Here is a 23,130-nt window from a genome sequence, read left to right on the forward strand (position 1 = left end):
CCGTCACCCGCGGGCTTGAGAGTGCGGTGCAAGATCGCCGCTAAACCCGAATTCCGGAAGACCCCACATGACGAGTTTCGACAGCCTCGCTCCGGCGATGGCAAAGGCGTTGGAAAAACGCGGCTATACCACTTTGACGCCGGTGCAGATCGCCGTCTCCGATCCCAAGATCGGCGATGCCGATGCGCTGGTGTCGGCCCAGACCGGCTCCGGCAAGACCGTTGCCTTCGGCCTTGCGATCGCCCCTACGCTGCTTGAAGGCGAAGAGCGCTTCGACCGCGCGGCAAGCCCGCTGGCGCTGGTCATTGCGCCGACGCGCGAGCTTGCCATGCAGGTCAAGCGCGAGCTGGAATGGCTCTACGAACTGACCGGCGCGGTCATCGCCTCCTGCGTCGGCGGCATGGACGTGCGCAACGAGCGGCGCGCGCTGGAGCGCGGCGCCCATATCATCGTCGGCACGCCGGGCCGCCTGCGCGACCACATCACGCGCGGCAATCTCGATCTCTCCGCCATTCGCGCCGTCGTGCTCGACGAGGCCGACGAGATGCTCGACCTCGGCTTCCGCGAAGACCTCGAATTCATTCTCGAAGCCGCCCCTGAAGAGCGCCGCACGCTGATGTTCTCCGCGACGGTCTCGAAGGAGATCGCAGCGCTTGCGAAGAACTACCAGCGCGATGCCATGCGCATCTCGACGGCCGCGGAACGCCAGCAGCATGTCGATATCGAATACCGCGCCCTGCTCTGCGTGCCGGCCGATCGCGAGAACGCCATCATCAACACGTTGCGCTTCTACGACGCCCAGACCGCCATTGTGTTCTGCTCGACGCGCGCGGCCGTGAACCACCTGACGGCCCGCTTCAACAATCGTGGCTTCTCTGTCGTCGCGCTCTCGGGCGAACTCAGCCAGAACGAGCGCACGCACGCGCTGCAGGCCATGCGCGACGGCCGCGCCCGCGTCTGCATCGCGACAGACGTCGCCGCCCGCGGCATCGACCTGCCGAACCTCGAGCTTGTCGTGCACGCTGACCTTCCCACCAACCCGGATACGCTGCTGCACCGGTCCGGCCGTACCGGACGTGCAGGGCGCAAGGGCGTGAGCGCGCTCATCGTGCCGCTGAGTGCCCGCCGCAAGGCCGAGCGCCTCTTGCAGGCCGCCAACCTCAAGGCCGACTGGGCGACCCCGCCCTCGGCCGAGGAAATCCTGCGTCGCGACGACGAGCGCCTGCTTGCCGATACGACTTTGACCGACGCGATCGGTGACGACGAGATCGAGACCATCGATGCGCTCGTCGGCAAGTTCGATGCCCGCCAGCTCGCCGCCGCCGTCGCGCGCTACTTCAAGGCCGGCCGCTCTGCGCCGGAGGATCTGGTCGAAGTCTCGCTGGAGCAGCGCAAGCCGCGCGAGCGCAGCAACGATGCGATCCCTGCCGAAACCAAACGCCCGCGTGACAGTTTCGCGCGCAGCACCTGGATCTCCGTTTCCGTCGGCCGCAAGCAGCGCGCCGAGCCGCGCTGGCTCATCCCGATGCTGTGCCGCAACGGCGCCCTCACCAAGAACGAGATCGGCGCCATCAAGATGCAACCGGAGGAGACGTACATCGAGCTTTCCGCCGATGCCTCCGACGCCTTCCTCGGCGCGCTCGGCCCGGACAAGATGCTGGAACGTGGTGTCCGCGTGACCGTGCTGGACGGCATGCCCGACCTCACGCCGCAATACTACGAGCGCACGCCGGGTGAGAAGACGCAACGCTACGACAAGCCGTTCCGCGGCGAGCGTCGCGCCGATTGGAAGCCGCGCGGCGAATTTGAGAAGAAGCCGGGCTTCGGCAAGAAAAAGGACTTCGACAAGAAGCCCGATTCCGCAAAGCCCGAAGGTGCGAGCGCGAAGCCGCAATGGAAGGACCGCGACGACAACGCCGCCAAGAAACCAGGCAAGCCCTTCGGTGGACCGAAGCCCTTCAAGGGCAAGCGCGACGAGAAATTCGCCAAGCCCGAAGGCGGCCCGAAGAAGCCGAAGTTCAAGAAGACGGATCGCAGCTAGAACCTTCGTGGTGCGGAACATTCGGGTCCGCACCACGTTACCGTCGCACTTCTGTGGGGGAAGCGCGATGGCAGACCAGACGGCATCCGCCGAAGACGATCAAAGCGAATTCAGCCGTTTCATAACGGGCCTCGGCCGTGGGGTCGCAGGCGCGCTGTTCTTCGCACTGCCCATGCTGATGACCATGGAAATGTGGTATCTCGGCTTCTACATGGCCCGCGAGCGGCTGCTGCTGCTCTTCATCCTCAACATTCCGCTTCTCGTCGTTCTGGCGCACCGCATCGGCTTTGAGAAAACCGTGAGCTGGCGCGATGCCGCGCGCGACGCGGTCGTCGCCTACGGTATCGGCATCCTCACCAGCGTCATCGTGCTCGCCGCGCTCGGCCTGCTGCGCGGGGACATGTCGGCAAGCGAACTCATCGGCAAGATTGCCCTGCAATCGGTTCCCGCCAGCATCGGCGCCATGCTCGGACGCAGCCAGCTCGGCGATGATGAGGACGACGACACCGAGGAAAAAGCAACGCCCTATCACAGCGAACTCTTCCTGATGGGCACAGGCGCGCTCTTCCTGTCGCTCAACATAGCCCCGACGGACGAGATGATGGTGCTTTCCTACAAGATGACCATCTGGCACGCTCTCGTCGTCTCGCTCCTCTCGATCGCGCTGATGCACGGGCTGGTCTATGCCGTATCCTTCATCGGCGGACACGAGCTTTCGCCCGAAACGCCGTGGTGGCACGCCTTCGTGCGCTTCACGCTGCCCGGTTATGTCGTCGCATTGGCGGTCAGCGTGCTGACGCTCTGGATTTTCGAACGCCTCGGCGACAGTTCGGCAATCGAGATCATGGTATCCGTGATCGTGCTCGGCTTTCCCGCCGCGCTCGGTGCTGCCGGCGCACGGTTGATTCTGTGAGAATGTCATGACGAAACAGGAAAACCGCCGTCAGCGCGAACGACAGGATCCGCACTGGATCGAGTGGCTGACCGGTGTCGTCTCCGCACTCCTCGTGGCCGGCATGCTCGGCTGGCTCGGCTGGGAGGCCATCATGCGCCCGACGACGCCTCCCGATCTTTCCATCCACGTCGTGTCGACGGAACGAGCCTCCGGCGGTTACCGCGTGGCTTTCGATATATCCAATGCAGGCACGACGACAGCCGCGGCCGTCACCGTGATCGGCCGGATCATCCAGGACGGCCGCGTGATCGAGGAGAACCCTGTCTTCTTCGACTATGTCGCGGCACAGTCGAAGACCGAAGGGGCCATCTTCTTCCGCAACGATCCGGCCGCGGGCGAAATGTCGATTGCGCCGGCGGGCTATACAAGCCCTTAAAAAAACGACGGCAAGCCTTGGAATAGACTCGCGAAAAGCGGAACCAATCCCGCTGGAGAGTATTGAACGCAGACAATTGCCGGGGTCCGAGATCAGCGAGACCTGGCCAATCGCCAAGGTCTGACTCATGCAGCTTTCGCTTGCCATCCTCTTGACGACACAGGTCTTTCTGCCGGCCTTCTTCCTGATCTGGCTCTGGTGGCCGCGCCCGCCCGACCAGCTGGCGTGGTTCATGCGCGTGTTCTACGGTGCATGCTACCTTGTCTTCATCACGGTCCTGGGGCGCTGGGATTTTCTCAGCGTTACGCTCACCGTCATCCTGCCGGCCGTCTTCGCCATTGCGGCCTTCCTGTCGTTCGTGCGCGTTCGCAACCGTCCGTGGAACACCGCCGCCTCCCCCGTGCGCGTACACGGTTTCACCGCCGCCATGAGCGTCTTCTTCCTGGCGCTCGCGATGCGCGGCCTGTCCGGCTACGGCTACCACGAAACCGCCGTCGACCTCGCGTTTCCCTTCGATCGCGGCGAATACTATATCGGCCAGGGCGGCAGCACGACGTCGATCAACAACCATCATACCGACAAGAGCCAGCGCTTCGCGCTCGACATCGTCGCGCTGAACAGGCTCGGTGCGCGCGCCGATGGCGTCATGCCGCGTGCGCTTGCCGATTACGTGATTTTCGGCAGGACGGTGAAAAGCCCGTGCAGCGGCATCGCCATTTCCACGCATGACGGCGTCGCGGACAATGCGATCGGGGAAACGAACAGCCGGGAGCCGGCCGGGAACCATGTCATCCTCGCCTGCGGCTCGGTGCGCGTCCTGCTGGCCCATTTGGAACCCCGGTCGATCGCCGTCAGCGCGGGAGAACAGGTAACCGCCGGCCAGACGCTCGGCCAGGTCGGCAATTCCGGCAATTCGTCGGAGCCGCATCTGCACATGCACGCCTATCTCGGCGGCACCGTCGACTACAATGAAGGCGAAGGCGTTCCGATAACGTTCGGCGACCGTTTCCTGGTCCGCGGCTCGATCGTCAGCGTGCCATGACGGTCACGACTTGATGCGCTCGAACCAGCCGTCCTCGTCGATTACCTCGATGTCGAATTCGCGCGCCTTGTCGAGCTTGGAACCCGCTCCCGGCCCGGCCACGACGAGATCGGTCTTTTTGGAAACGGAACCGGCGACCTTCGCGCCCAGACGCTCCGCCATGGCCTTGGCTTCGTCCCGCGTCATCTTTTCCAGCGAACCGGTGAAGACGACGGTCTTGCCCGCCACCGGGCTGGAGGAGACGACCACCGCTTCCGCCGCCTCGGGCGTGACTTCCTTCAGCAGCCGGTCGAGCACATCGAGGTTGCGCGGCTCCTTGTAGAACTCGACGATGGCGCGCGCGACGACCTCGCCGATGCCCTCGATATTGTTGAGGTCGTTCCAAGCATCGCCGGACAGGCTTTCGGCCTCCTTCATCGCCGTCGCGAAGGCATCGTAGGTGCCATACGCGCGCGCCAGAAGCTTGGCGTTGGTTTCGCCCACATGGCGGATGCCGAGCGCATAGATGAAGCGGTTGAGCGCGATCGACCGGCGGGCATCGATCGCATCGAAAAGCTTGCGCACGCTGACCTTGCCGAAACCGTCGATGTTCTCCAGCTTGACGAGAGGCGAGGCCTCCTGCCGTTGCCGGAGGGTGAAGATATCGGGCGCCGTGCGGATGCGCAGGGCCTCATCCTCCGCCTCGAAGAAGAAGTCGATCTGCTTGGCGCCCAGCCCTTCGATATCGAAGGCATTGCGCGACACGAAATGCTTGAGGTGTTCCACGGCCTGCGCGCGACAGACGAAGCCACCGGTGCAACGCGTCACGGAATCGAGCCGCCCGGTCTTCTCGTGCCGTTCGCGCACGGCATGGCTGCCACAGACCGGACACGTCTTGGGAAAGACATAGGACGCCGCATCCAATGGGCGCTTTTCCATCACCACGTCGAGCACCTGCGGGATCACGTCGCCGGCACGCTGAACGATGACGGTGTCTCCGATGCGGATATCGTGCCCCTCGGGGCGGATGCGTTCGCCGCTGTTGCCGATACCCTCGATATAATCCGCATTGTGCAGGGTCGCATTGGTGACGACCACGCCGCCGACCGTGACCGGCGTCAGGCGCGCGACGGGTGTGAGAGCGCCCGTACGGCCCACCTGGATGTCGATCTTCTCGACGATCGTGAAGGCCTGCTCGGCCGGGAACTTGTGCGCCGTCGCCCAGCGCGGCGAACGGGACCGAAAGCCCAGCCGCTCCTGCAGCGCCAGTTCGTCCACCTTGTAGACGACGCCGTCGATATCGTAATCGAGATCCGGCCGGGTCAGGCCGATCTCGCGATAGTGGGCGATGATATCCTCCACCCGGGTCAGGCGCTGCGTCATCGGGTTGACCGGGAAGCCCCACGATTTCAGCACGCCGATCATGCCGAACTGGGTATCCGCCGGCATGGACGACATCTCGCCCCAGGCATAGGCGAAGAAACGCAGCTTGCGGCTTGCCGTCACGCTCGCATCGAGCTGGCGCAGCGACCCCGCCGCCGTGTTGCGCGGGTTGACATAGGTCTGCCGGCCCTCGGCCGCCATCTTCTCGTTGAGCGCCAGAAAGTCACTCTTGGCCATGTAGACCTCGCCGCGCACCTCCACGACATCGGGCACGCCGGGCGGCAGGCGGTTCGGTATCTCGCTGATGGTCAGCACGTTGGCCGTCACGTTCTCGCCCGTCGTTCCGTCGCCACGCGTGGCCGCCGATACGAGGCGGCCGTTCTCATAGCGGATGGACATCGACAGGCCGTCGATCTTCGGTTCGGCGGTGAAGGCGATCGTCTCGTCGGGCAGGCGCCCCAGGAAACGATAGACGCTATTGACGAAATCCCGCACGTCCTCGTCGGAGAACGCGTTGTCGAGCGACAGCATCGGGCGCGAATGGGTGATCGGCGCGAAGGTGGGAAGCGGCGCCGCACCGACGCGGCGCGACGGGCTGTCATCGCGCACCAAGGCCGGGAAGCGCGCCTCGATCGCCTCGTTGCGGCGCTTCAGCGCGTCATAGTCCGCGTCCGAGATCGCCGGCGCATCCTGCCCGTGATAGAGCTCGTCGTTGCGCGCGATCTCCGCCGCAAGATTGGCCAGTTCGGCCGCGGCCTCTTCTTCGGTCAGCGTCTCGACAGGGATTTTCGCGTTGGCCATGACATGCTCCGGATTCTGCCACCGGTTTTAGAGCAAAGTTGGCGAAAGAAAAGGTGGGAGTGCGGGTGGGGTTGCCCCTCAACCACCACCGGAAAGCAGACGGGCCGCGGCGGCCCGCGCCTCTTCGGTCACGGATGCGCCGGCCAGCATGCGGGCGATCTCCTCGGTCCGCGCGCCGTCGTCCATGCGGGCGACGCGGGTGGCGACCGTTTCGCTGCCCTCGACCGGCCCCTTGGAGATGAGGAGATGCGTTGCCGCACGCGCTGCGACCTGCGGGGCATGCGTGACGGACAGGACCTGAACCGTCGACGACAACCGCTTCAGCCGCTGGCCGATAGCATCGGCCACAGCCCCGCCCACACCGGTGTCGATTTCGTCGAAGACGAGGGTCGGGGCAGAACCGCGGTCGGCCAGCGCCACCTTGAGCGCCAGCAGGAAACGCGAGAGTTCGCCGCCCGAGGCCACCTTCATGATCGGCCCTGGCCGCGTGCCCGGATTGGTCTGCACGTGGAATTCGACCGTATCGATCCCCTCCTCCGCGCCGCCTTCGGGGTCGGTGGTGATTTCGACGGTGAAACGTGCCCGCTCGAGCTTCAGGGCCGGCAGCTCCGCCATCACGGCGGCGGCGAGCGCCTCGGCGGCACGATGGCGCTTTTCCGAAAGCGAGCGCGCGGTGATCTCGAAAGCCGCCCGCGCCTCCGTGAGCCGCGATTCGAGCTGCACCAGCTTCTCCTCGCCGGCATCCAGATCGGCGAGATCCGCGATCATCTTCGCCGCCAGCGCCGGCAGTCCCGTAACGGGCACCGAATACTTGCGGGCGGCCGCGCGCAGCGCAAAGAGACGCTCTTCCGTCCGCTCCAGTTCCTTCGGATCGTATTCCGTCTTGCGCAACGCGGCCTCAACGGCCATCTGCGCGTCGGACAGGTGGTTCAGCGCCTGGTCGAGCAGTTCGACGGTTTCCTCCAGCAGGCCGGGCGCCTCATGGCTCTTGCGCTCCAGCCGCCGCACCATGGAGCCGATCAGCGGCACGGGCGATGCATTGCCGTTGAGGAAGTCGCTCGCCTCGCTGATGTCGCCGGCAATCCGCTCGGCCTTCATCATCCGGGCGCGCACCTCGGCCAGCGCATCCTCTTCGCCATCCTGCGGCGACAGCGCCTCGAGCTCCTCGACCGAGGAGCGCAGGTAATCGGCCTCGCGGGCGGCGGCCTCCACCTTGTCGCGATGGCGGCGCAGGGTGCGCTCGGCGTCCTTCCATTGATGATAAAGCCTGCCGACATCGGCGGCCGCGTCGTTGAGACCGCCGAAGGCATCGAGCAGCAGGCGATGCGCATCCGTATCGACCAGCGCGCGATCGTCATGCTGGCCGTGGATCTCGACAAGGCGTTGCCCCGCCTGCCGCATGAGCTGCACGGAGACGGGCTGGTCGTTGACGAAGGCCTTGGTGCGCCCGTCGGCCGACTGCTGACGGCGGAAAATGAGGTCACCGTCGTCGTCGATGCCGTTTTCACGCAGGAGCGCGCGCGCGGCATGATCAAGCGGCACGTCGAAAACGGCCGTGACCTGGCCGCGCTCCGTTCCGTGTCGCACCAGCGAACCGTCGCCGCGCCCGCCGAGCGCCAGCGAAAGACTGTCGAGAAGAATGGATTTACCGGCACCGGTCTCGCCGGTCAGCACGGACAGGCCCGGCTCGAACGCAAGATCGAGCCGTTCGATCAGGACGATATCGCGGATCGATAGCTGCGCCAGCATACCGTGTCAGATCTCTTTGTTATCGCGATTCCGGACGCAGAACTGCCGCACACTTTCCGCTCAACCGGGCCGGCGTCAAGCCCCGATAAGCCTCTTGCCCGCGCGCGCGATCCACGAGCCGGAATTTTCGCGCGGCTCCAGGCCCTTGGTCTGCAAGAGCTTGTAGCTGTCGGAATACCACTGGCTGTCCGGATAGTTGTGGCCGAGAACGGCAGCCGCCGTCTGCGCCTCGCTGTCGACGCCCATCGCGTAATAGGTCTCGACAAGACGAGCGAGCGCCTCCTCGATCTGGTTGGTCATCGGATACTTCTCGACGACGACGCGGAAGCGGCTGGCCGCCGCGATATATTCCTTGCGCTCGAGATAGTAGCGGCCGATCTGCATTTCCTTGCCGGCGAGCTGGTCGCGGGCGAAACGGATCTTAGCCTGAGCGTCCTCGACATATTCCGACTTCGGATAGTTGTCGACGACGGCCTGCATGGCCTCGATCGTCTGCTGCGAGGCGCGCTGATCCTGCGTCACGCTCGGGATCTGCTTCCAATAGGCGAGACCGACGATGTACTGCGCATAGGCGGCGTCTTCGGAGCCCGGATAGAGGCTCAGATAACGCTTGCCGGCCTTGATGGCTTCTTCATTGCGGCCCTGACGGTAATTCGTGAAGGCCAGCATGACGAGCGACTTGCGGGCCTCGTCGGAGAACGGGTTCTGGCGGTCGACGGCCTCGAACTTGCGGGCCGCCTCGCCCACCTTGCCGGCGTTCATGTTCGCCAGGCCCTGGTTGTAGAGCGTCTGGGACGATTCGGTTTCGCCCGTCAGTTTGGTGATGTCGATGTCCGGATCCGACTGGCAGGCGGAAAGAACGACAGACGCCGCCGTAGCGAAAAGCGTAAGATAGACAATACGTGCCGTCTTCTTCACACCAACAGATCCTGCAACAACCATGAGACAATCCCAGTTCAACGGCACCAAATGCGGGCGGGCCGCACATGCGCCCCGCGTTGTATCTCCAAAAGCGTGAAGATCGCAACGCCATGCCGGCGCATTAACGCATTTTTATGGCAGTCGTGACGGGAGAAAGGCTTAATTGCGCCCGGCCTCACAAAGCCCAGGGCGCAAATTCCGGCGCATTGACCGCAACCAGCTCACGCTGACCCGCCCGCGAACGCGACCCGGCATCTTCGACCACCTCGTAGGCCGTCGGATCGCTGAGCAGCGCCTTGAGCGCGTAGGCGTTCATCTTGTGGCCGCCGCGATAGGAACGGTAGCGGCCGATGAAGGGTGCACCGGCCAGCGCCAGGTCGCCAACGGCGTCCAGCGTCTTGTGACGCACGAACTCGTCCTTGGCGTAGCGCAGGCCTTCGACATTGATCACGGTGTTGTCGTCGGAGATGACGACGGAGTTCTCCAGCGACGAGCCGAGCGCATGGCCGGAGGCCCACAGACGCTCGACGTCGCGCATGAAGCCGAAGGTGCGGGCGCGGGAAAGCTCGTTGCGGAAGGTCGAGGGCGTCATGTCGCCCTTCCAGGCCTGACGGCCGATCAGCGGGCAATCGAAATCGATCTCGACTTCGAATCGCATACCGTCATAGGGCGAGAACTCGGCCCAGGACGCACCGGCATCGACGCGAACCGGCTTGATGACACGGATATAGCGGCGCTTGACCGAAAGCGGCACGATTCCGACCTGATCGATGGCATCGATGAAGGGAGCCGAGCTGCCGTCCATGATCGGCATTTCCGAGCCGTGCACTTCGACGAGCAGGTTGTCGAGGCCAAGCGCGTAAAGCGCGGCCATGACATGCTCGACCGTGGCGATGGAGGTCGCGGCGGAAAAGCCGAGAACGGTGCAAAGATCCGTGTTGCCGACCTGCGAGGATACCGCGCGGTATTCGCTGACGGTGCCGTCATCGTGCAGCCGCTGGAAGAGGATGCCGCTGTCGGCTTCCGACGGGTTCAGGGTGATCGACACGGCCGCGCCGGAATGCACGCCCGTTCCGGAAATCGTCACCGGGGCCGCAATCGTCGTCTGGAAACCGAGCATCGTCATGTGCATTCGCCTCGTCTTAGTCTCGGCGCATTCGTCGCCGACATTTCAATTCGCGGGCCGAACAGTACCGCGGCTGAACGCCTTGCGTTCGCCGACAAGCCTGCCGGAACGTTTGAAGGTTTCGTTGCGCGCGGCCATGCCGTGGCGTGATTCCTGCTGCCCCTTTGCCCAGCCTGAATTTAGTCGGCCGGTCGTCATCATACAAATCACTGTTTCTTTCGGTTTGTTACGCAAAATCCGCATCGCAAGTCCTTGAAAGAAATCAGGAAACAAAAATGCCCGGATCGATGATCCGGGCATCTGTGACAAAGCCGTTGCGGCTCAGTTCGACTGACGGCGCAGGAAGGCCGGGATTTCCAGCTGGTCGTCCTCGTGCAGGGCACGCGGCTGCGGGTTGGCGCGGCCGTGGTCATCGAGCTGGCCGCGACGCGGCGCATACAGGCTTGCCTCCGCCGACAGCGGACGGCGCTGCTGCTGCTGGGCAACGGGAGCCGGCTCCTGGGCCGGGTGGGCTTCCTCATGACGGCCGAGCGACGAGGTCAGCCGCTTGAGCAGGCCCATCGGGCCGCGCTCTTCGTGATGGGCGGCGGGCTGCTGGGCAGCGCGGTGATCCATCTCGGCCTGCACGACCGGCGGGAAGTCCTCGATCTTCGGCATGCGCATGGACTGCGGCTCCTGACGAATGATCGGGGCGGCCTGTTCGACGCGCTGCTGCATCACCGGAGCCTGCTGCATGACGGGCGCCTGCTGCTGCACCGGCGCAACGCGCTGGACGGCCGGGGCTTCCGCCGGAGCCGCGAAGATGCGGTTCTGCAGGCGGGGCTCTTCCTGATGCACGGCAGCCTGCTGGACCGGGGCCGGACGCGTCATCGGAATGGACAGCTCGCGATCGAGGCTTTCTTCCGAGGCGCGGATGGCCTCGGCGATCGGGTCGACGGCGGGCTGCTGGGCGACCGGCTGCTGCTGCAGCACCGGCTGCGGCTGGCTGACCGGCTGGGGTGCTGCGGCGACGGGCTGCGGCTGGATGGCGGCGGACGGACGAACTACCGGCTTGCTGAGGTTGCGAAAGTCAGCATTCCGTGCAGCCACCTCCGAGGCCGCGCGATCGATACCGGTTGCAACAACGGAGACGCGGATCAGACCTTCGAGCTCTTCGTCGAAGGTAGCGCCGAGTATGATGTTTGCGTCCGGATCGACTTCCTCGCGGATACGGGTTGCAGCTTCGTCGACTTCGAAGAGGGTCAGGTCACGGCCGCCGGTGATGGAGATCAGCAGGCCCTGGGCGCCCTTCATCGAGGTTTCGTCGAGCAGCGGGTTGGCGATCGCAGCTTCGGCAGCGGCCATTGCGCGGCCCTCGCCCGAGGCTTCGCCCGTGCCCATCATGGCGCGGCCCATCTCGCGCATCACCGAGCGGACGTCGGCGAAGTCGAGGTTGATGAGGCCTTCCTTGACCATCAGGTCGGTGATGCAGGCAACGCCGGAATAGAGAACCTGGTCGGCCATCGCGAAGGCGTCGGCAAAGGTCGTCTTGTCGTTGGCGATGCGGAACAGGTTCTGGTTCGGGATGACGATCAGCGTGTCGACCGACTTCTGCAGTTCCTGGATACCTTCTTCGGCCAGGCGCATGCGGCGGCCGCCTTCGAAGTGGAACGGCTTGGTGACGACGCCGACGGTCAGGATGCCCTTGTTGCGGGCGGCCTGTGCGACGACGGGTGCCGCGCCCGTGCCCGTTCCGCCGCCCATGCCGGCGGTGACGAAGCACATGTGGGTGCCGTTCAGGTGATCGATGATCTCGTCGATGCACTCTTCGGCGGCGGCGCGGCCGACTTCCGGCTGCGAGCCGGCGCCGAGGCCTTCCGTGACGGCGACACCCATCTGGATGATCCGCGAAGCCTTGGTCATGGTCAGCGCCTGGGCGTCGGTGTTGGCAACGACGAAGTCGACGCCTTCCAGGCCCGCGGTGATCATGTTGTTGACGGCGTTGCCGCCACCGCCACCGACGCCGAAGACGGTGATGCGGGGCTTCAGCTCGGTGATGTCAGGCTTCTGGAGCTTGATAGTCATTGCAGTGTTCCTTTCGTTTCCGGCCGCTTCGCCCAGCCGGTCTATTCCCAAAACTCAGTTGTCGGTCTTTCCCGGCACTCGCTACGCCGCCGGCAAACCCGTCAGAAACTTTCCTTCAGCCACTGTCCCATGCGGGCGATGCGGCCATTACCCCCCGTCAGCTGCGAGAGCATGCCGCCCTGCACAGCGTGTTCTTCCAGTTCCGCGACCTGCGGGTAGATCATCAGGCCTACCGCCGTCGAAAAAGCCGGTCCCTTGGCTGCCGTCGGCAGGCCGGAGACGCCGAGCGGGCGGCCGATGCGCACGTTGCGGGCCAGGATGCGGCGCGCCGCCTCGGGCAGACCCGTCAGCTGGCTTGCGCCACCCGTCAGCACGATCCGCTTGCCGACGATCGGCGAGAAGCCCGAGCGCTGGATACGGTCGCGGATGAGTTCGAGCGTCTCCTCGATCCGGGCGCGCACGATCCGCGAAATCAACGACTTCGGCACGTGGGTCGGCTGGTCGCGGTCGTCCTCGCCGATCGGCGGAACGGTGATGATGTCACGCTCGTCGCCGGCATTCGGCAGGGCCGAGCCATGTACGACCTTCAGGCGCTCCGCATCCTCGATACGGGTCGAAAGGCCCCGTGCGAGATCGGTGGTGACGTGGTGGCCGCCGAGCGAGACCGCGTCGGAATGGACGAGCTTGCCTTCGGCAAAGACCGAGATCGTCGTCGTGCCGCCGCCCATGTCGATGCAGGCGCAGCCGAGTTCGACTTCGTCGTCGACAAGCGCCGAAAGGCCGCTCGCATAGGGCGTCGCCACCATGCCCTCGACGGAGAGGTGCGCGCGGTTGACGCAGAGCTCGAGGTTCTTCAGCGCCGAACGCTCGGCCGTCAGAACATGCATGTCGACGCCCAGAACGTCGCCGAACATGGAAAGCGGATCGCGGATGCCGCGCTCGCCGTCCAGCGAGAAGCCGGTCGGCAGCGAATGGAGGATGGCGCGGTCCTGGCGCAGCGACTGGTGGCCGGCAACGGCAAGCACCTTGCGCAGGTCGTTGGCGTCGACTTCCTGGCCGCCGAGGTCGATGGTCGCGGTGTAGACGTCGCTCTGCAGGCGGCCGGCGGATACGTTGACGATCAGGCTCTCGATGGTGAGGCCGGCCATGCGCTCGGCCGCGTCGACGGCAAGGCGGACCACGCTTTCAGCCGCATCCAGATCGCCGATCACGCCGTTCTTCACGCCGCGCGACTTCTGATGGCCGATGCCGATGATTTCGACATTGTGCGTGCGACCCGGCAGGATCTCGCTCTCGGCGCGCGGCGTCAGCCGGCCGATCATGCAGACCACCTTGGTGGAGCCGATATCGAGGACCGAAACGACGTGAGCCCGCTTCGAGGAAAGCGGCTTCAAGCGCGGCAGGCCGAAATGGGACGAACCGAAAATGCTCATGTGCGCTTCGCTGCCTTCTTCAGGTCCTTTGTCCTCTGCTCGACCATCTTGTTACGACGTTCGAGCGCCCCTTCCGTCAGACGCACCGTCGTGCGGTCCTCAAGCCTCAGATCGACAGCCGCGATATCGCGCTCCAGGATGCTTTCCTCCGCTTCGAGCGTGGCGAGCGTATCCATGGCGCGGGGCACGTTGTGCTCCGGCAGCTTCACGACGATGCCGTTGTCGAGACGCAGGTCCCAGCGGCGGCCGGCGACGCGGATGTAGGCCTTCACGCGCGACTTGATCTCCGGCCAGTTGTCGAACTCGTCGGAAAAGCCGGCGGCGGCCGTTTCGGCATCGCGGCCGACGAACAGCGGCAGCGTGGAAAACTTGTTGTCGCGAAGCGGCGCGATCACGCTGCCGTTCTTCTCGATCAGCGACAGATCGCTGCCATGCTGCCAGATGCCAAACGCCTCGCGCTCCTTCAGCGTGATCTCGATCGTGCCCGGATACACCTTTCGGACCGACACGTCCTCGACCCAGGGCAGTTCGCTGAGCTTCTTGCGCGCATCCTTGACGTCGAGCGCGACGAGCGAGGTCGTGCCATCCAACCCAAGGCGCTCCAGTATATCGATTTCCGAGGTCTCGCGATTACCGGAAACCTTCACGTCTTCGATGGCGAAGCCGATCGCCGTCGTCGAGGCCTGGGCGAAATCCTGCGAGTGACCGCCGAGCGACATGCCGTAGAAGCCCGTCGCACCGAGAAACAGTGCGGTGGCGATGCTGCCGGTGTGGCGGGGAATATGGATGCGGCCAGCCGCGAGGCTGACGAGGAAACGCACGATACGGCGCAGCGGGCGCGGCAGCACACGACCGCCTTCCGTTTCCGGAAGACCGACGGGGCGCACCCTGCTCTTCTTGGCGCTCAACGCAAACACGACGCGTCCTCCACCATCCAACTCAAGAATTCACCAAAAGAGTGGCCGGCATGGACGGCCATTTCAGGCACCAGGGAGGTGGGGGTCATGCCGGGCTGGGTGTTGATCTCCAGCCAGATAAGCTCGCCATTCTCTGAAAAACGGTCGTCGTAGCGGAAGTCGGAACGGCTGACGCCACGGCACCCGATCGCTTGATGCGCCTTGAGTGCGAGTGTTTGTACTTTTTGGTAAATATTCGGTGAAATCTGCGCCGGAATGATGTGTTTCGAGCCACCTTTCACGTATTTCGAATCATAGTCGTAGAAGGCGTGGCCCTGCGGCACCACTTCGGTGACGCCGAGCGCGACATCGCCCATGACGCCGCAGGTCAGTTCACGGCCGTAGACATAGCGCTCGACCATGACCGCATCGCCATAGCGCCATTCTTCCGAGGTGATGATCTGCGGCGGGTGCGACTGGTCTTCCTTGACCATGACGACGCCGAAGGACGAGCCCTCGCGCACGGGCTTCACCACATAGGGCGGCGTCAGCGGATGCGCGGAGGTGAAATCGAAACGGTTCATCAGCCGCTGCTCGGCGACCGGAATGCCGGCGGCCTTGGCGACGATCTTGGCCTGCGCCTTGTCCATGGCAAGCGCGGAGGCAAGCACGCCGGAATGGGTATAGGGGATCTGCAGGAACTCGAGCAGCCCCTGGATGGTGCCGTCCTCGCCGAACGGCCCGTGCAGCGCATTGAAGGCGACATCCGGTTTCAGTTCGGCAAGAACGGTTGCGACGTCGTGATCGACATCGACGCGCGTGACCTTGTAGCCCTCGGCCTCAAGCGCGTCGGCGCAGGCGTTGCCCGACGAAAGGCTCACCGGCCGTTCCGACGAAAAACCACCCATCAGCATCGCGACATGCTTTACGCTCATAGAACCCCCAACTGAATTCCGCATTCTGCTCCGCGCTGCTTGCGTGGACCTGATTTCGTCAGGGTCCGCTTCGGCGAGTCGCGTGAGGACCACTAGAGCGCCATTAAGGTTAATGAAGCGTTTACTTTCGTTAACCGGACGCACCGTGGATCAAATTTTCCTGTCCCGAATCAAGCCACGCTACGATTCTCTCTCTAGAATCAGAGCCTTGCTCACCATGCAAGAAAAACCGCACGACAAAGTGCCCGCGGCTTCGCGCTTGAGCGTGGCGTCATCGGGCCCAACGCCTTGGTAAATGCGGGCATCGCGGCGAAGGAAAGAAAAGTATGATTCTTTGATGCCGGACGCATTTTTATTGTTTCATCGGCCGGCCACGTGGCGTAGGAACGCCCCGCTGCCTCCCACGACGGCAAGAAAAAACATTAAAAAGGCACCCACAATGAGTGAAACACTCCACACAGGGTCGCCGACCGCAACGCAGTCCAACCGCGCCGGCCTCAATTCTCCAGCGCGTGTTCTATTTGCAAGCCTGGTCGGAACGACCATCGAATTCTTCGATTTCTACGTTTACGCCACCGCCGCAGTTCTGGTCTTCCCGACGCTGTTCTTCCCGAACAGCGATCCGACGACGGCCCTTCTGGCGTCCTTCGCGACCTTCTCGATCGCCTTCTTTGCCCGCCCCTTCGGCGCCATCGTCTTCGGGCACTATGGCGACCGCATCGGCCGCAAGACCACGCTCGTCGCCGCACTGCTGACGATGGGCGTATCGACTGTCATCATCGGCCTCCTGCCGACCTATGAGACGATCGGCGTGCTGGCCCCGCTGCTGCTGGCATTGTGCCGGTTCGGCCAGGGCTTCGGGCTTGGCGGCGAATGGGGCGGCGCGGTGCTGCTCGCAACCGAAAACGCCCCTCCGGGCAAGCGCAGCTGGTACGGCATGTTCCCGCAGCTCGGCGCGCCCATCGGGCTCTTCCTGTCGTCGGGCGTGTTCTGGCTGCTGCTGCATTTCATGTCGCAGGAGGCGCTGCTCGCCTGGGGCTGGCGCATCCCGTTCGTCGCGTCGATCCTGCTGATCGCCGTCGGTCTTTGGGTTCGCCTGTCGATCACGGAAACCCCGGCCTTCCAGAAGGCGATCGACAAGCAGGAGCGCGTCGAAGTTCCCGTCATGGAACTCTTCCGCAACCACAAGCGCAGCCTCGTGCTCGGCACCTTCGTGGCGCTGGCCACCTTCGTGCTGTTCTATATCGGCTCGGCCTATCTGCTGTCCTACAACGTCAAGGTCCTGAACATCCCGTTCATCGAGGCGCTTGAGGTACAGATCCTGGGCTCCGTGCTCTTCGGCCTGTTCATTCCGGTCGCCGGCAAGCTGGCGGAACGGTTCGGCCGCCGCGAGGTGCTCATCCTCACGACCATCCTGATCGGCGTCTTCTCGTTCTTCCTGCCGGGCCTGATGACCAGCGGCGAACAGGGCATCTTCATCTTCGTGATCTTCGCGATGGCGCTGATGGGCATGACCTACGGCCTGATCGGCACGGCGCTTGCCGCGCCCTTCCCCACGAAGGTGCGCTACACGGGCTCGTCGATCACGTTCAATTTCGCCGGCATCTTCGGCGCATCGCTCGCGCCCTACATCGCCACCTGGCTCCAGGCCAATTACGGCATGACCCATGTCGGCTACTATCTCGGCATTTCCGCCGCGATCACGCTGGCCTGCATCCTGCTCTCGGGCAAGGAAGAAGTCTGACCCGACCCTCTCGCAGGGCCTGAATCGAAAAACCCGCCGCGTTCCGACGCGGCGGGTTTCTTTTTGTCTGCGGATCAATCGGTCTCGCCGACGACCTTCCAGATCACCGCGCCGATGACCGCGCCGAGGATCGGCGCCACCCAGAACAGCCAGAGCTGCGACAGCGCCGCCGTCTCGGCAAAGAGCGCGACACCCGTGGAACGCGCCGGATTGACCGAGGTGTTGGTGACTGGAATGGAAACGAGGTGGATCAGCGTCAGGCCGAGACCGATGGCAATCGGCGCAAAGCCCACAGGGGCACGGCCATGGGTCGAGCCGAGGATGATGAGGAGGAAGAACGCCGTCAGCACCACCTCGATGACCAGAGCCGCCGTCAGCGAATAACCGCCTGGCGACAACTCGCCGTAACCGTTCGATGCGAAGCCGCCCGCCGTGAAGCCGGCCTTTCCGGACGCCACGACGTAGAGCACCGCGGCAGCCGCCACCGCACCCACGACCTGCGCCACGATGTAGGGCACGAGGCTCGATACCGGGAACTTGCCGGCGACCGTGAGCCCCACAGAGACGGCCGGATTGAAATGCCCGCCGGAAATGCCCCCGACGGTATAGGCCATGGTCAGCACCGTCAGGCCGAAGGCGAAGGCCACGCCGAGCAGGCCGATGCCCACCTCCGGGAAAGCGGCAGCCAGCACCGCGCTGCCGCAACCGCCTAAGACGAGCCAGAACGTGCCGAGAAACTCGGCTGAAAGCTTCTTGAACATGAGGACCCCCTGTCCCACTTCCGAAAATCCGGAATCACTCCGCGTGATCACCACGCAGAGCCAAGGTTTCGGAAATTGCGCACGAACGCAAGCTGAACGGGAAAATGCGACTCACGCGATCACCGTATGCGCGCAATCCGTTCAGGGAGAGGGTTTCAGGCCGTGGCGCGGCCTAGGAATTCCTTCACCTCGTAACCGGGCATGAAGTTGCCGAGGCGCTTGATTTCCCATTGCAGCATGATGCCGGAATGCTCCAGCACGCGGCTGCGCACGGTCTCGCCAAGATATTCAAGCTCGTAGCCCGTCGCCTGCCCGGTATTGATCATGAAGTTGCAGTGCATCGGCGACATCTGCGCACCACCGATCATCAGGCCACGGCACCCGGCCTCATCGATCAGCTTCCAGGCCGAATGGCCTTCGGGGTTCTTGAAGGTGGAACCGCCGGTCTTCTCGCGAATCGGCTGGACGGTCTCGCGGTGCTGGCGCACGGCGTCCATCTTCGCGCGGATCTCGTCCTTTTCGCCCGCCTGCCCCTGGAAGACGGCATGGGTGAAGATGAGATCACCAGACGCGGACGACTTGCGATAGCTGTAGCCCATGTCGGCGTTGGACAGCACGTGCTGGTTGCCCTTGCGGTCGACGGCATGAACCTCGACGACGAGGTCCTTGGTCTCCCCGCCATTGGCGCCCGCATTCATGCGCAGCGCACCACCGATGGAGCCGGGAATGCCGTAGTAGAATTCGAAGCCCGCGATGTTGTGGTCGAGCGCCATGGCCGCGATGTTCTTGTCCGGGCAGATGGCGCCGGCCTTGATGCGGTTATCGCCGGCAAGCTCGACATCGCCGAAGCCCTTGGCCGAAAGGCGGATCACGACGCCGGGAATACCACCGTCTCGCACCAGAAGGTTGGAGCCCACGCCCGTCACCGTCAGCGGCACCTCTTCCGGCAGCAGCTTGAGGAAGGCGACGAGGTCCTCGACATCGTGCGGATGGAACATCAGCTCGGCAAGGCCGCCGGCGCGGAACCAGGTGACACGGTCCATCGGTGCATCCGGTGTCAGGCGTCCGCGCACCTCCTTGATGCCTTCACCCAACGACGCCAGAAGTTTCGCACCATCAACCCGCTTCATGCCACCTCACCCGAAATGCCTGCCAATTCCCGCGGCAACGCCTGCGCCCAATGCGTGATGCTGCCAGCCCCCAAGAGAACCACGAAATCGCCGGGCTTTGCAATGCCGGCGACGATACCGGCCAGCGCATCCGGCGAAGCCAGCACGCGCGCATCGCGATGCCCGCCCGACTTGATGCGGGAAACCAGTTCTTCCGCCGTCACGCCCTCGATGGGGTCTTCCCCCGCCGCATAGATCGGCGCGATCATCACGCTGTCGGCGTCGTTGAAGCAGCCGGCGAACTCTTCGAAAAGGCTCGCGACGCGGCTGTAGCGGTGCGGCTGGTGCACGGCGATGATTCGACCCGCGCAGGCCTCGCGCGCGGCGCGCAGCACGGCCTTGATCTCGACGGGGTGGTGGCCGTAGTCGTCATAGACGTTCACGCCGTTCCAGCTGCCCGTGAAGGTGAAGCGGCGCTTCACGCCGCCGAAGCCGGCAAGCCCCTTGGCGATCAGCTCCGGCGAGATGCCGAGACGCTGCGCGACCGCAATCGCCGCCGTCGCGTTGGACACATTGTGCCGGCCCGGCATCGGCAAGCGCAGGTCCTTCAGCGAAATGACCTGGCCGGTGCGGCGGCGGCGGATCTCCACGTCGAAGACCGAGGTCGCGCCGTCCATGCGGATATTGCCGAAACGCACGTCCGCCTGCGGGTTTTCGCCATAGGTGATAACCTTGCGGTCCTCGATGCGGCTGACCATGGCCTGCACTTCGGGATGATCCAGGCACATGACGCCGAAACCATAGAACGGCACGTTTTCGACGAACTGCCGGAAGGCGGCGCGAACCGCGTCGAAGTTGCCGTAATGGTCGAGATGTTCGGGGTCGATATTGGTGACGATGGCGATATCGGCGGGAAGCTTCAGGAAGGTGCCGTCCGATTCGTCGGCTTCCACCACCATCCATTCGCCCTCGCCCATGCGGGCATTGGTGCCATAGGCATTGATGATGCCGCCATTGATGACGGTCGGGTCGAGGCCACCGGCCTCCAGCAGCGTCGCGACCATCGAGGTCGTCGTCGTCTTGCCGTGCGTGCCGCCGATGGCGATGGCATTGCGGAAGCGCATCAGCTCGGCCAGCATTTCGGCGCGGCGCACGACCGGCAGCAGCTTTTCGCGCGCCGCGATCAATTCCGGATTGCTTTTCTTGATGGCGGTGGAAACGACGACCACTTCCGCCTCGCCGAGATTTTCCGCCTTGTGGCCGACGAAGACCTCGATGCCCTTCTCACGCAGGCGCTGCACGTTTGCGCTGTCTGCCTGGTCGGAGCCCTGCACCTTGTGGCCGAGATTGTGCAGCACCTCGGCGATGCCGCTCATGCCGATGCCGCCAATGCCGATGAAATGAACGAGCCCTATGCTCTGCGGCATCTTCATGGCCGTTCTCCCTTGAATTGTGCAATCGTCCTGCCGCCCGCAATAGCCTCTACCATGGAAGCGAGCAAGCGCGTGGCATCCGGTTTTCCTGCATTTCTGGCGCTTGCGGCCATGGTGGCCATCTTAGCCGGATCATGCATGGCGCCCGAGACGATCCGCGCCAGGCGCTCCGTCGAAAGCTCCGCCTGCGGGATCACCTTGGCGCCGCCGGCACCTGCCAGGGCCGCGGCGTTGGCCGCCTGGTCGTGATCGAGCGCATAGGGATAGGGCACGAGGATGGACGGACGGCCGACCACCGAAAGCTCGGATACCGTGGAGGCGCCGGACCGACTGATGACGAGATGCGCGGCACCGATGCGCGCCGCCATGTCGTTGAAGAAGGGCGAGACATCGGCGGGAATGCCGAGATCGGCATAGCTGCGCACCACCTCGTCCTTGTCCTCCGTGCGCGCCTGCTGCGTGATCTTCAGCCGCGCCCGGTCCTGCGGCTCCAGCGCCGCGATGGCCGAGGGAATGGCCTTGGAGAAGAACTGCGCGCCCTGGCTGCCGCCGAACACGACCAGCCGGAATTCGCCGTCCGTCGAGGGCGTATAGGGGACCGCGGCAGCCTCCAGCACGGCCGGCCGCACCGGATTGCCTGTCGTCACCGTCTTTGCCGCATAGGGACCGCCCGTCTCCGGCAGGAAGCCGCCGGCAATGGCGCGCACACGGTTGGCGAGCGCCTTGTTGGCGCGGCCCATCACGGCATTCTGCTCGTGGATCATCGAGGGGATGCCCATCCCGGTCGCGGCCAGAAGCGGCGGCACGGTGGGATAACCGCCGAAGCCGACGACGACCTTCGGCTTCAGCCGCGCCAGAAGCCGGCGCGCGGCACGCATGCCCTTCCACAGCGTGAACAGCGACTTGGCGACGCTGACCGGGTTCTTCGAGCCGATCGTCGCCGATGGCACGATGTGGATTTCGTCGGCAGGGAATTTGCCGGCGAAGCGCTCGGCGCGGCTGTCGGTCACGAGATGCACCGACCAGCCGCCGGCCTTCAGCTCATGGGCCAGCGCTTCCGCGGGAAAAAGATGGCCGCCGGTACCACCGGCGGCGAGAAGAACGATGCCTTTGCTCATGCCTGTTCCTTATTCGGCCGCCGCCACGATACCACCGCGGAAGAGGCTGCGCTCGGACGCGCGCTTTTCCGGGCGGTGGCGGGTCAGCGCCAGGATGAAGCCGGCTGTCACGCAGATCGCCACCATGGACGAACCGCCATAGGAGATCAGCGGCAGGGTCATGCCCTTGGCCGGCATGAGTTCGAGATTGACGCCGATGTTGATCATCGACTGGATGCCCATCTGCAGCACGAGGCCGGCGACGGCGAAGCGCGTGAAATCGTTGCGCTCCTTGAAGGCATGATTGAGGCCGCGCATCACAACGAAGGCGAAGATCAGCACGATGACCATGCAGAAGATGATGCCGAACTCCTCGGCCGCGACCGAGAAGATAAAATCGGTATGGCTGTCGGGGATGATGCGCTTGACGGTGCCCTCGCCCGGACCCTGGCCGAACCAGTTGCCGCGGATGATGGCCTCGCGCGCCGTATCCATCTGGAACGTGTCGCCCTCGCCCGTCCAGAATTTGTCGATACGCGCGGCCACGTGCGGCAGGAGCGTATAGGCCGTGAGCAGGCCGCCGACGGCAGCGCCCCCGAGAATGATGATCCACAGCCACGGCATGCCGGCCATGAAGAACATGCCGCCCCAGACCGCCGCCGTGAGCACCGTCTGGCCGAGGTCCGGCTGGGCAATGAGCAGCGCCGCCACGATGCCGAAGAGGATGATGGCGAAGAGATTGCCGGGAATTTCCGGCTGGCGTGCGTGTTCGGAAAAGAGCCAGGCGCAGATGACGACGAAGGCCGGCTTCATGAATTCCGACGGCTGCACGGACAGGCTGCCGATGGCGAGCCAGCGCCGCGATCCCTTGACCTCGACGCCGAAGAACAGCGCCAGCACCATGGCGGCGAGCGAGGCGACGAGAAGGATCATCGCCGCGCGCCGCACCTGGCGCGGCGAGAGGAAGGAGATGCCGAACATCACGACGATCGACGGCAGCAGGAAGAAGGCGTGCCGCTTGACGAAGTGGAAACTGTCGAGGCCGATGCGTTCGGCAACCGCGGGGCTGGCCGCGAAGGACAGCATGAACCCGAGCCCCATCAGAAGGATGAAGGCCGCGAGGAAGAACCGGTCTATCGTCCAGAACCAGTCCGCCAATGCACCACGTTCGGCGCGACTTACCATGATCAAATCCCCTCGTTGAAGGATTTCGGGTCCGCAGCCCTCTCCTCCATCATCCCCGGGTTCGACCCCGGAGATGACGGAAGAGAGGTGGTGCCCGACA

The 23,130-nt window shown here is 64.4% G+C and carries 19 protein-coding genes; 5 read left to right on the top strand and 14 right to left on the bottom strand.

What is annotated here, in order from left to right; all coding sequences use genetic code 11:
• Positions 1–67: 67 nt before the first annotated feature.
• The 4 genes from K6301_RS09190 (at position 68) to K6301_RS09205 (ending at position 4,414) form a co-directional block, all read left to right on the top strand.
• Positions 68–2,041: a DEAD/DEAH box helicase gene (locus K6301_RS09190; protein ID WP_247216316.1), complete on the top strand. Its 1,974-nt coding sequence runs from the start codon at positions 68–70 to the stop codon at positions 2,039–2,041.
• Between the two features lie 67 nt (positions 2,042–2,108).
• Positions 2,109–2,954, top strand: coding sequence for a TIGR02587 family membrane protein (locus K6301_RS09195; protein WP_247216318.1), 846 nt, complete (start codon positions 2,109–2,111; stop codon positions 2,952–2,954).
• Positions 2,955–2,961: 7 nt separating this feature from the next.
• A complete protein-coding gene (locus K6301_RS09200) occupies positions 2,962–3,372 on the top strand; it encodes a TIGR02588 family protein (RefSeq protein ID WP_247216320.1) in 411 nt (136 codons plus the stop codon).
• Positions 3,373–3,499: 127 nt separating this feature from the next.
• The gene (locus tag K6301_RS09205) at positions 3,500–4,414 is read left to right on the top strand and encodes a M23 family metallopeptidase (protein WP_247216322.1); all 915 of its coding nucleotides are present in this window, start codon (positions 3,500–3,502) and stop codon (positions 4,412–4,414) included.
• A gap of 3 nt (positions 4,415–4,417) precedes the next feature.
• Here the strand turns inward: K6301_RS09205 and ligA are convergent, their stop codons facing one another.
• The 9 genes from ligA to K6301_RS09250 all read right to left on the bottom strand — a co-directional run bounded on the left by ligA (position 4,418) and on the right by K6301_RS09250 (position 15,701).
• Positions 4,418–6,577, bottom strand: coding sequence for an NAD-dependent DNA ligase LigA (ligA, locus tag K6301_RS09210; protein ID WP_247216324.1), 2,160 nt, complete (start codon positions 6,575–6,577; stop codon positions 4,418–4,420).
• Positions 6,578–6,655: 78 nt separating this feature from the next.
• Positions 6,656–8,326: a DNA repair protein RecN gene (gene recN / locus K6301_RS09215; RefSeq protein WP_247216325.1), complete on the bottom strand. Its 1,671-nt coding sequence runs from the start codon at positions 8,324–8,326 to the stop codon at positions 6,656–6,658.
• A gap of 75 nt (positions 8,327–8,401) precedes the next feature.
• Positions 8,402–9,268, bottom strand: a complete 867-nt coding sequence (locus K6301_RS09220) for an outer membrane protein assembly factor BamD (protein ID WP_247216328.1) — start codon at positions 9,266–9,268, stop codon at positions 8,402–8,404.
• Between the two features lie 154 nt (positions 9,269–9,422).
• Positions 9,423–10,379 (bottom strand): UDP-3-O-acyl-N-acetylglucosamine deacetylase, encoded by a 957-nt coding sequence (lpxC, locus tag K6301_RS09225; RefSeq protein ID WP_247216330.1) that lies wholly within the window; start codon positions 10,377–10,379, stop codon positions 9,423–9,425.
• 39 nt (positions 10,380–10,418) lie between these two features.
• Positions 10,419–10,673 carry a hypothetical protein gene (locus tag K6301_RS09230; protein WP_160869483.1) on the bottom strand — a complete coding sequence of 85 codons (255 nt, stop codon included), beginning with the start codon at positions 10,671–10,673 and terminating at the stop codon, positions 10,419–10,421.
• 21 nt (positions 10,674–10,694) lie between these two features.
• On the bottom strand, positions 10,695–12,437 hold the full coding sequence (ftsZ, locus tag K6301_RS09235; RefSeq protein WP_247216332.1) for a cell division protein FtsZ: 1,743 nt from the start codon (positions 12,435–12,437) through the stop codon (positions 10,695–10,697).
• A gap of 101 nt (positions 12,438–12,538) precedes the next feature.
• A complete protein-coding gene (gene ftsA, locus K6301_RS09240; protein WP_160869487.1) occupies positions 12,539–13,870 on the bottom strand; it encodes a cell division protein FtsA in 1,332 nt (443 codons plus the stop codon).
• Positions 13,867–14,787 (bottom strand): cell division protein FtsQ/DivIB, encoded by a 921-nt coding sequence (locus tag K6301_RS09245; protein WP_160869489.1) that lies wholly within the window; start codon positions 14,785–14,787, stop codon positions 13,867–13,869. Before K6301_RS09245 ends, ftsA begins: the two co-directional genes overlap by 4 nt.
• Entirely contained in the window at positions 14,775–15,701 is a 927-nt protein-coding gene (locus tag K6301_RS09250; RefSeq protein WP_247216334.1) for a D-alanine--D-alanine ligase, read from the bottom strand. Before K6301_RS09250 ends, K6301_RS09245 begins: the two co-directional genes overlap by 13 nt.
• Positions 15,702–16,140: 439 nt before the next feature.
• On the opposite strand from K6301_RS09250, the gene K6301_RS09255 reads away from it, so the two are divergent.
• A complete protein-coding gene (locus K6301_RS09255) occupies positions 16,141–17,445 on the top strand; it encodes an MFS transporter (protein ID WP_247216335.1) in 1,305 nt (434 codons plus the stop codon).
• Positions 17,446–17,519: 74 nt separating this feature from the next.
• Here K6301_RS09255 and aqpZ read toward each other — a convergent pair whose 3' ends face one another.
• The 5 genes from aqpZ to ftsW all read right to left on the bottom strand — a co-directional run bounded on the left by aqpZ (position 17,520) and on the right by ftsW (position 23,030).
• The gene (gene aqpZ / locus K6301_RS09260) at positions 17,520–18,206 is read right to left on the bottom strand and encodes an aquaporin Z (protein ID WP_247216337.1); all 687 of its coding nucleotides are present in this window, start codon (positions 18,204–18,206) and stop codon (positions 17,520–17,522) included.
• Between the two features lie 155 nt (positions 18,207–18,361).
• Positions 18,362–19,336, bottom strand: coding sequence for a UDP-N-acetylmuramate dehydrogenase (gene murB / locus K6301_RS09265; protein ID WP_247216339.1), 975 nt, complete (start codon positions 19,334–19,336; stop codon positions 18,362–18,364).
• Positions 19,333–20,748 carry a UDP-N-acetylmuramate--L-alanine ligase gene (murC, locus tag K6301_RS09270; RefSeq protein WP_247216341.1) on the bottom strand — a complete coding sequence of 472 codons (1,416 nt, stop codon included), beginning with the start codon at positions 20,746–20,748 and terminating at the stop codon, positions 19,333–19,335. Before murC ends, murB begins: the two co-directional genes overlap by 4 nt.
• Positions 20,745–21,866: an undecaprenyldiphospho-muramoylpentapeptide beta-N-acetylglucosaminyltransferase gene (gene murG / locus K6301_RS09275; protein ID WP_247216343.1), complete on the bottom strand. Its 1,122-nt coding sequence runs from the start codon at positions 21,864–21,866 to the stop codon at positions 20,745–20,747. The genes murC and murG overlap by 4 nt, the downstream gene beginning before the upstream one ends.
• Before the next feature lie 9 nt (positions 21,867–21,875).
• Positions 21,876–23,030, bottom strand: a complete 1,155-nt coding sequence (ftsW, locus tag K6301_RS09280) for a putative lipid II flippase FtsW (protein WP_134649574.1) — start codon at positions 23,028–23,030, stop codon at positions 21,876–21,878.
• Positions 23,031–23,130 lie beyond the last annotated feature (100 nt).

The organism is Shinella oryzae, assembly GCF_023038235.1.
In the GTDB taxonomy this organism is placed as follows: domain Bacteria; phylum Pseudomonadota; class Alphaproteobacteria; order Rhizobiales; family Rhizobiaceae; genus Shinella; species Shinella sumterensis.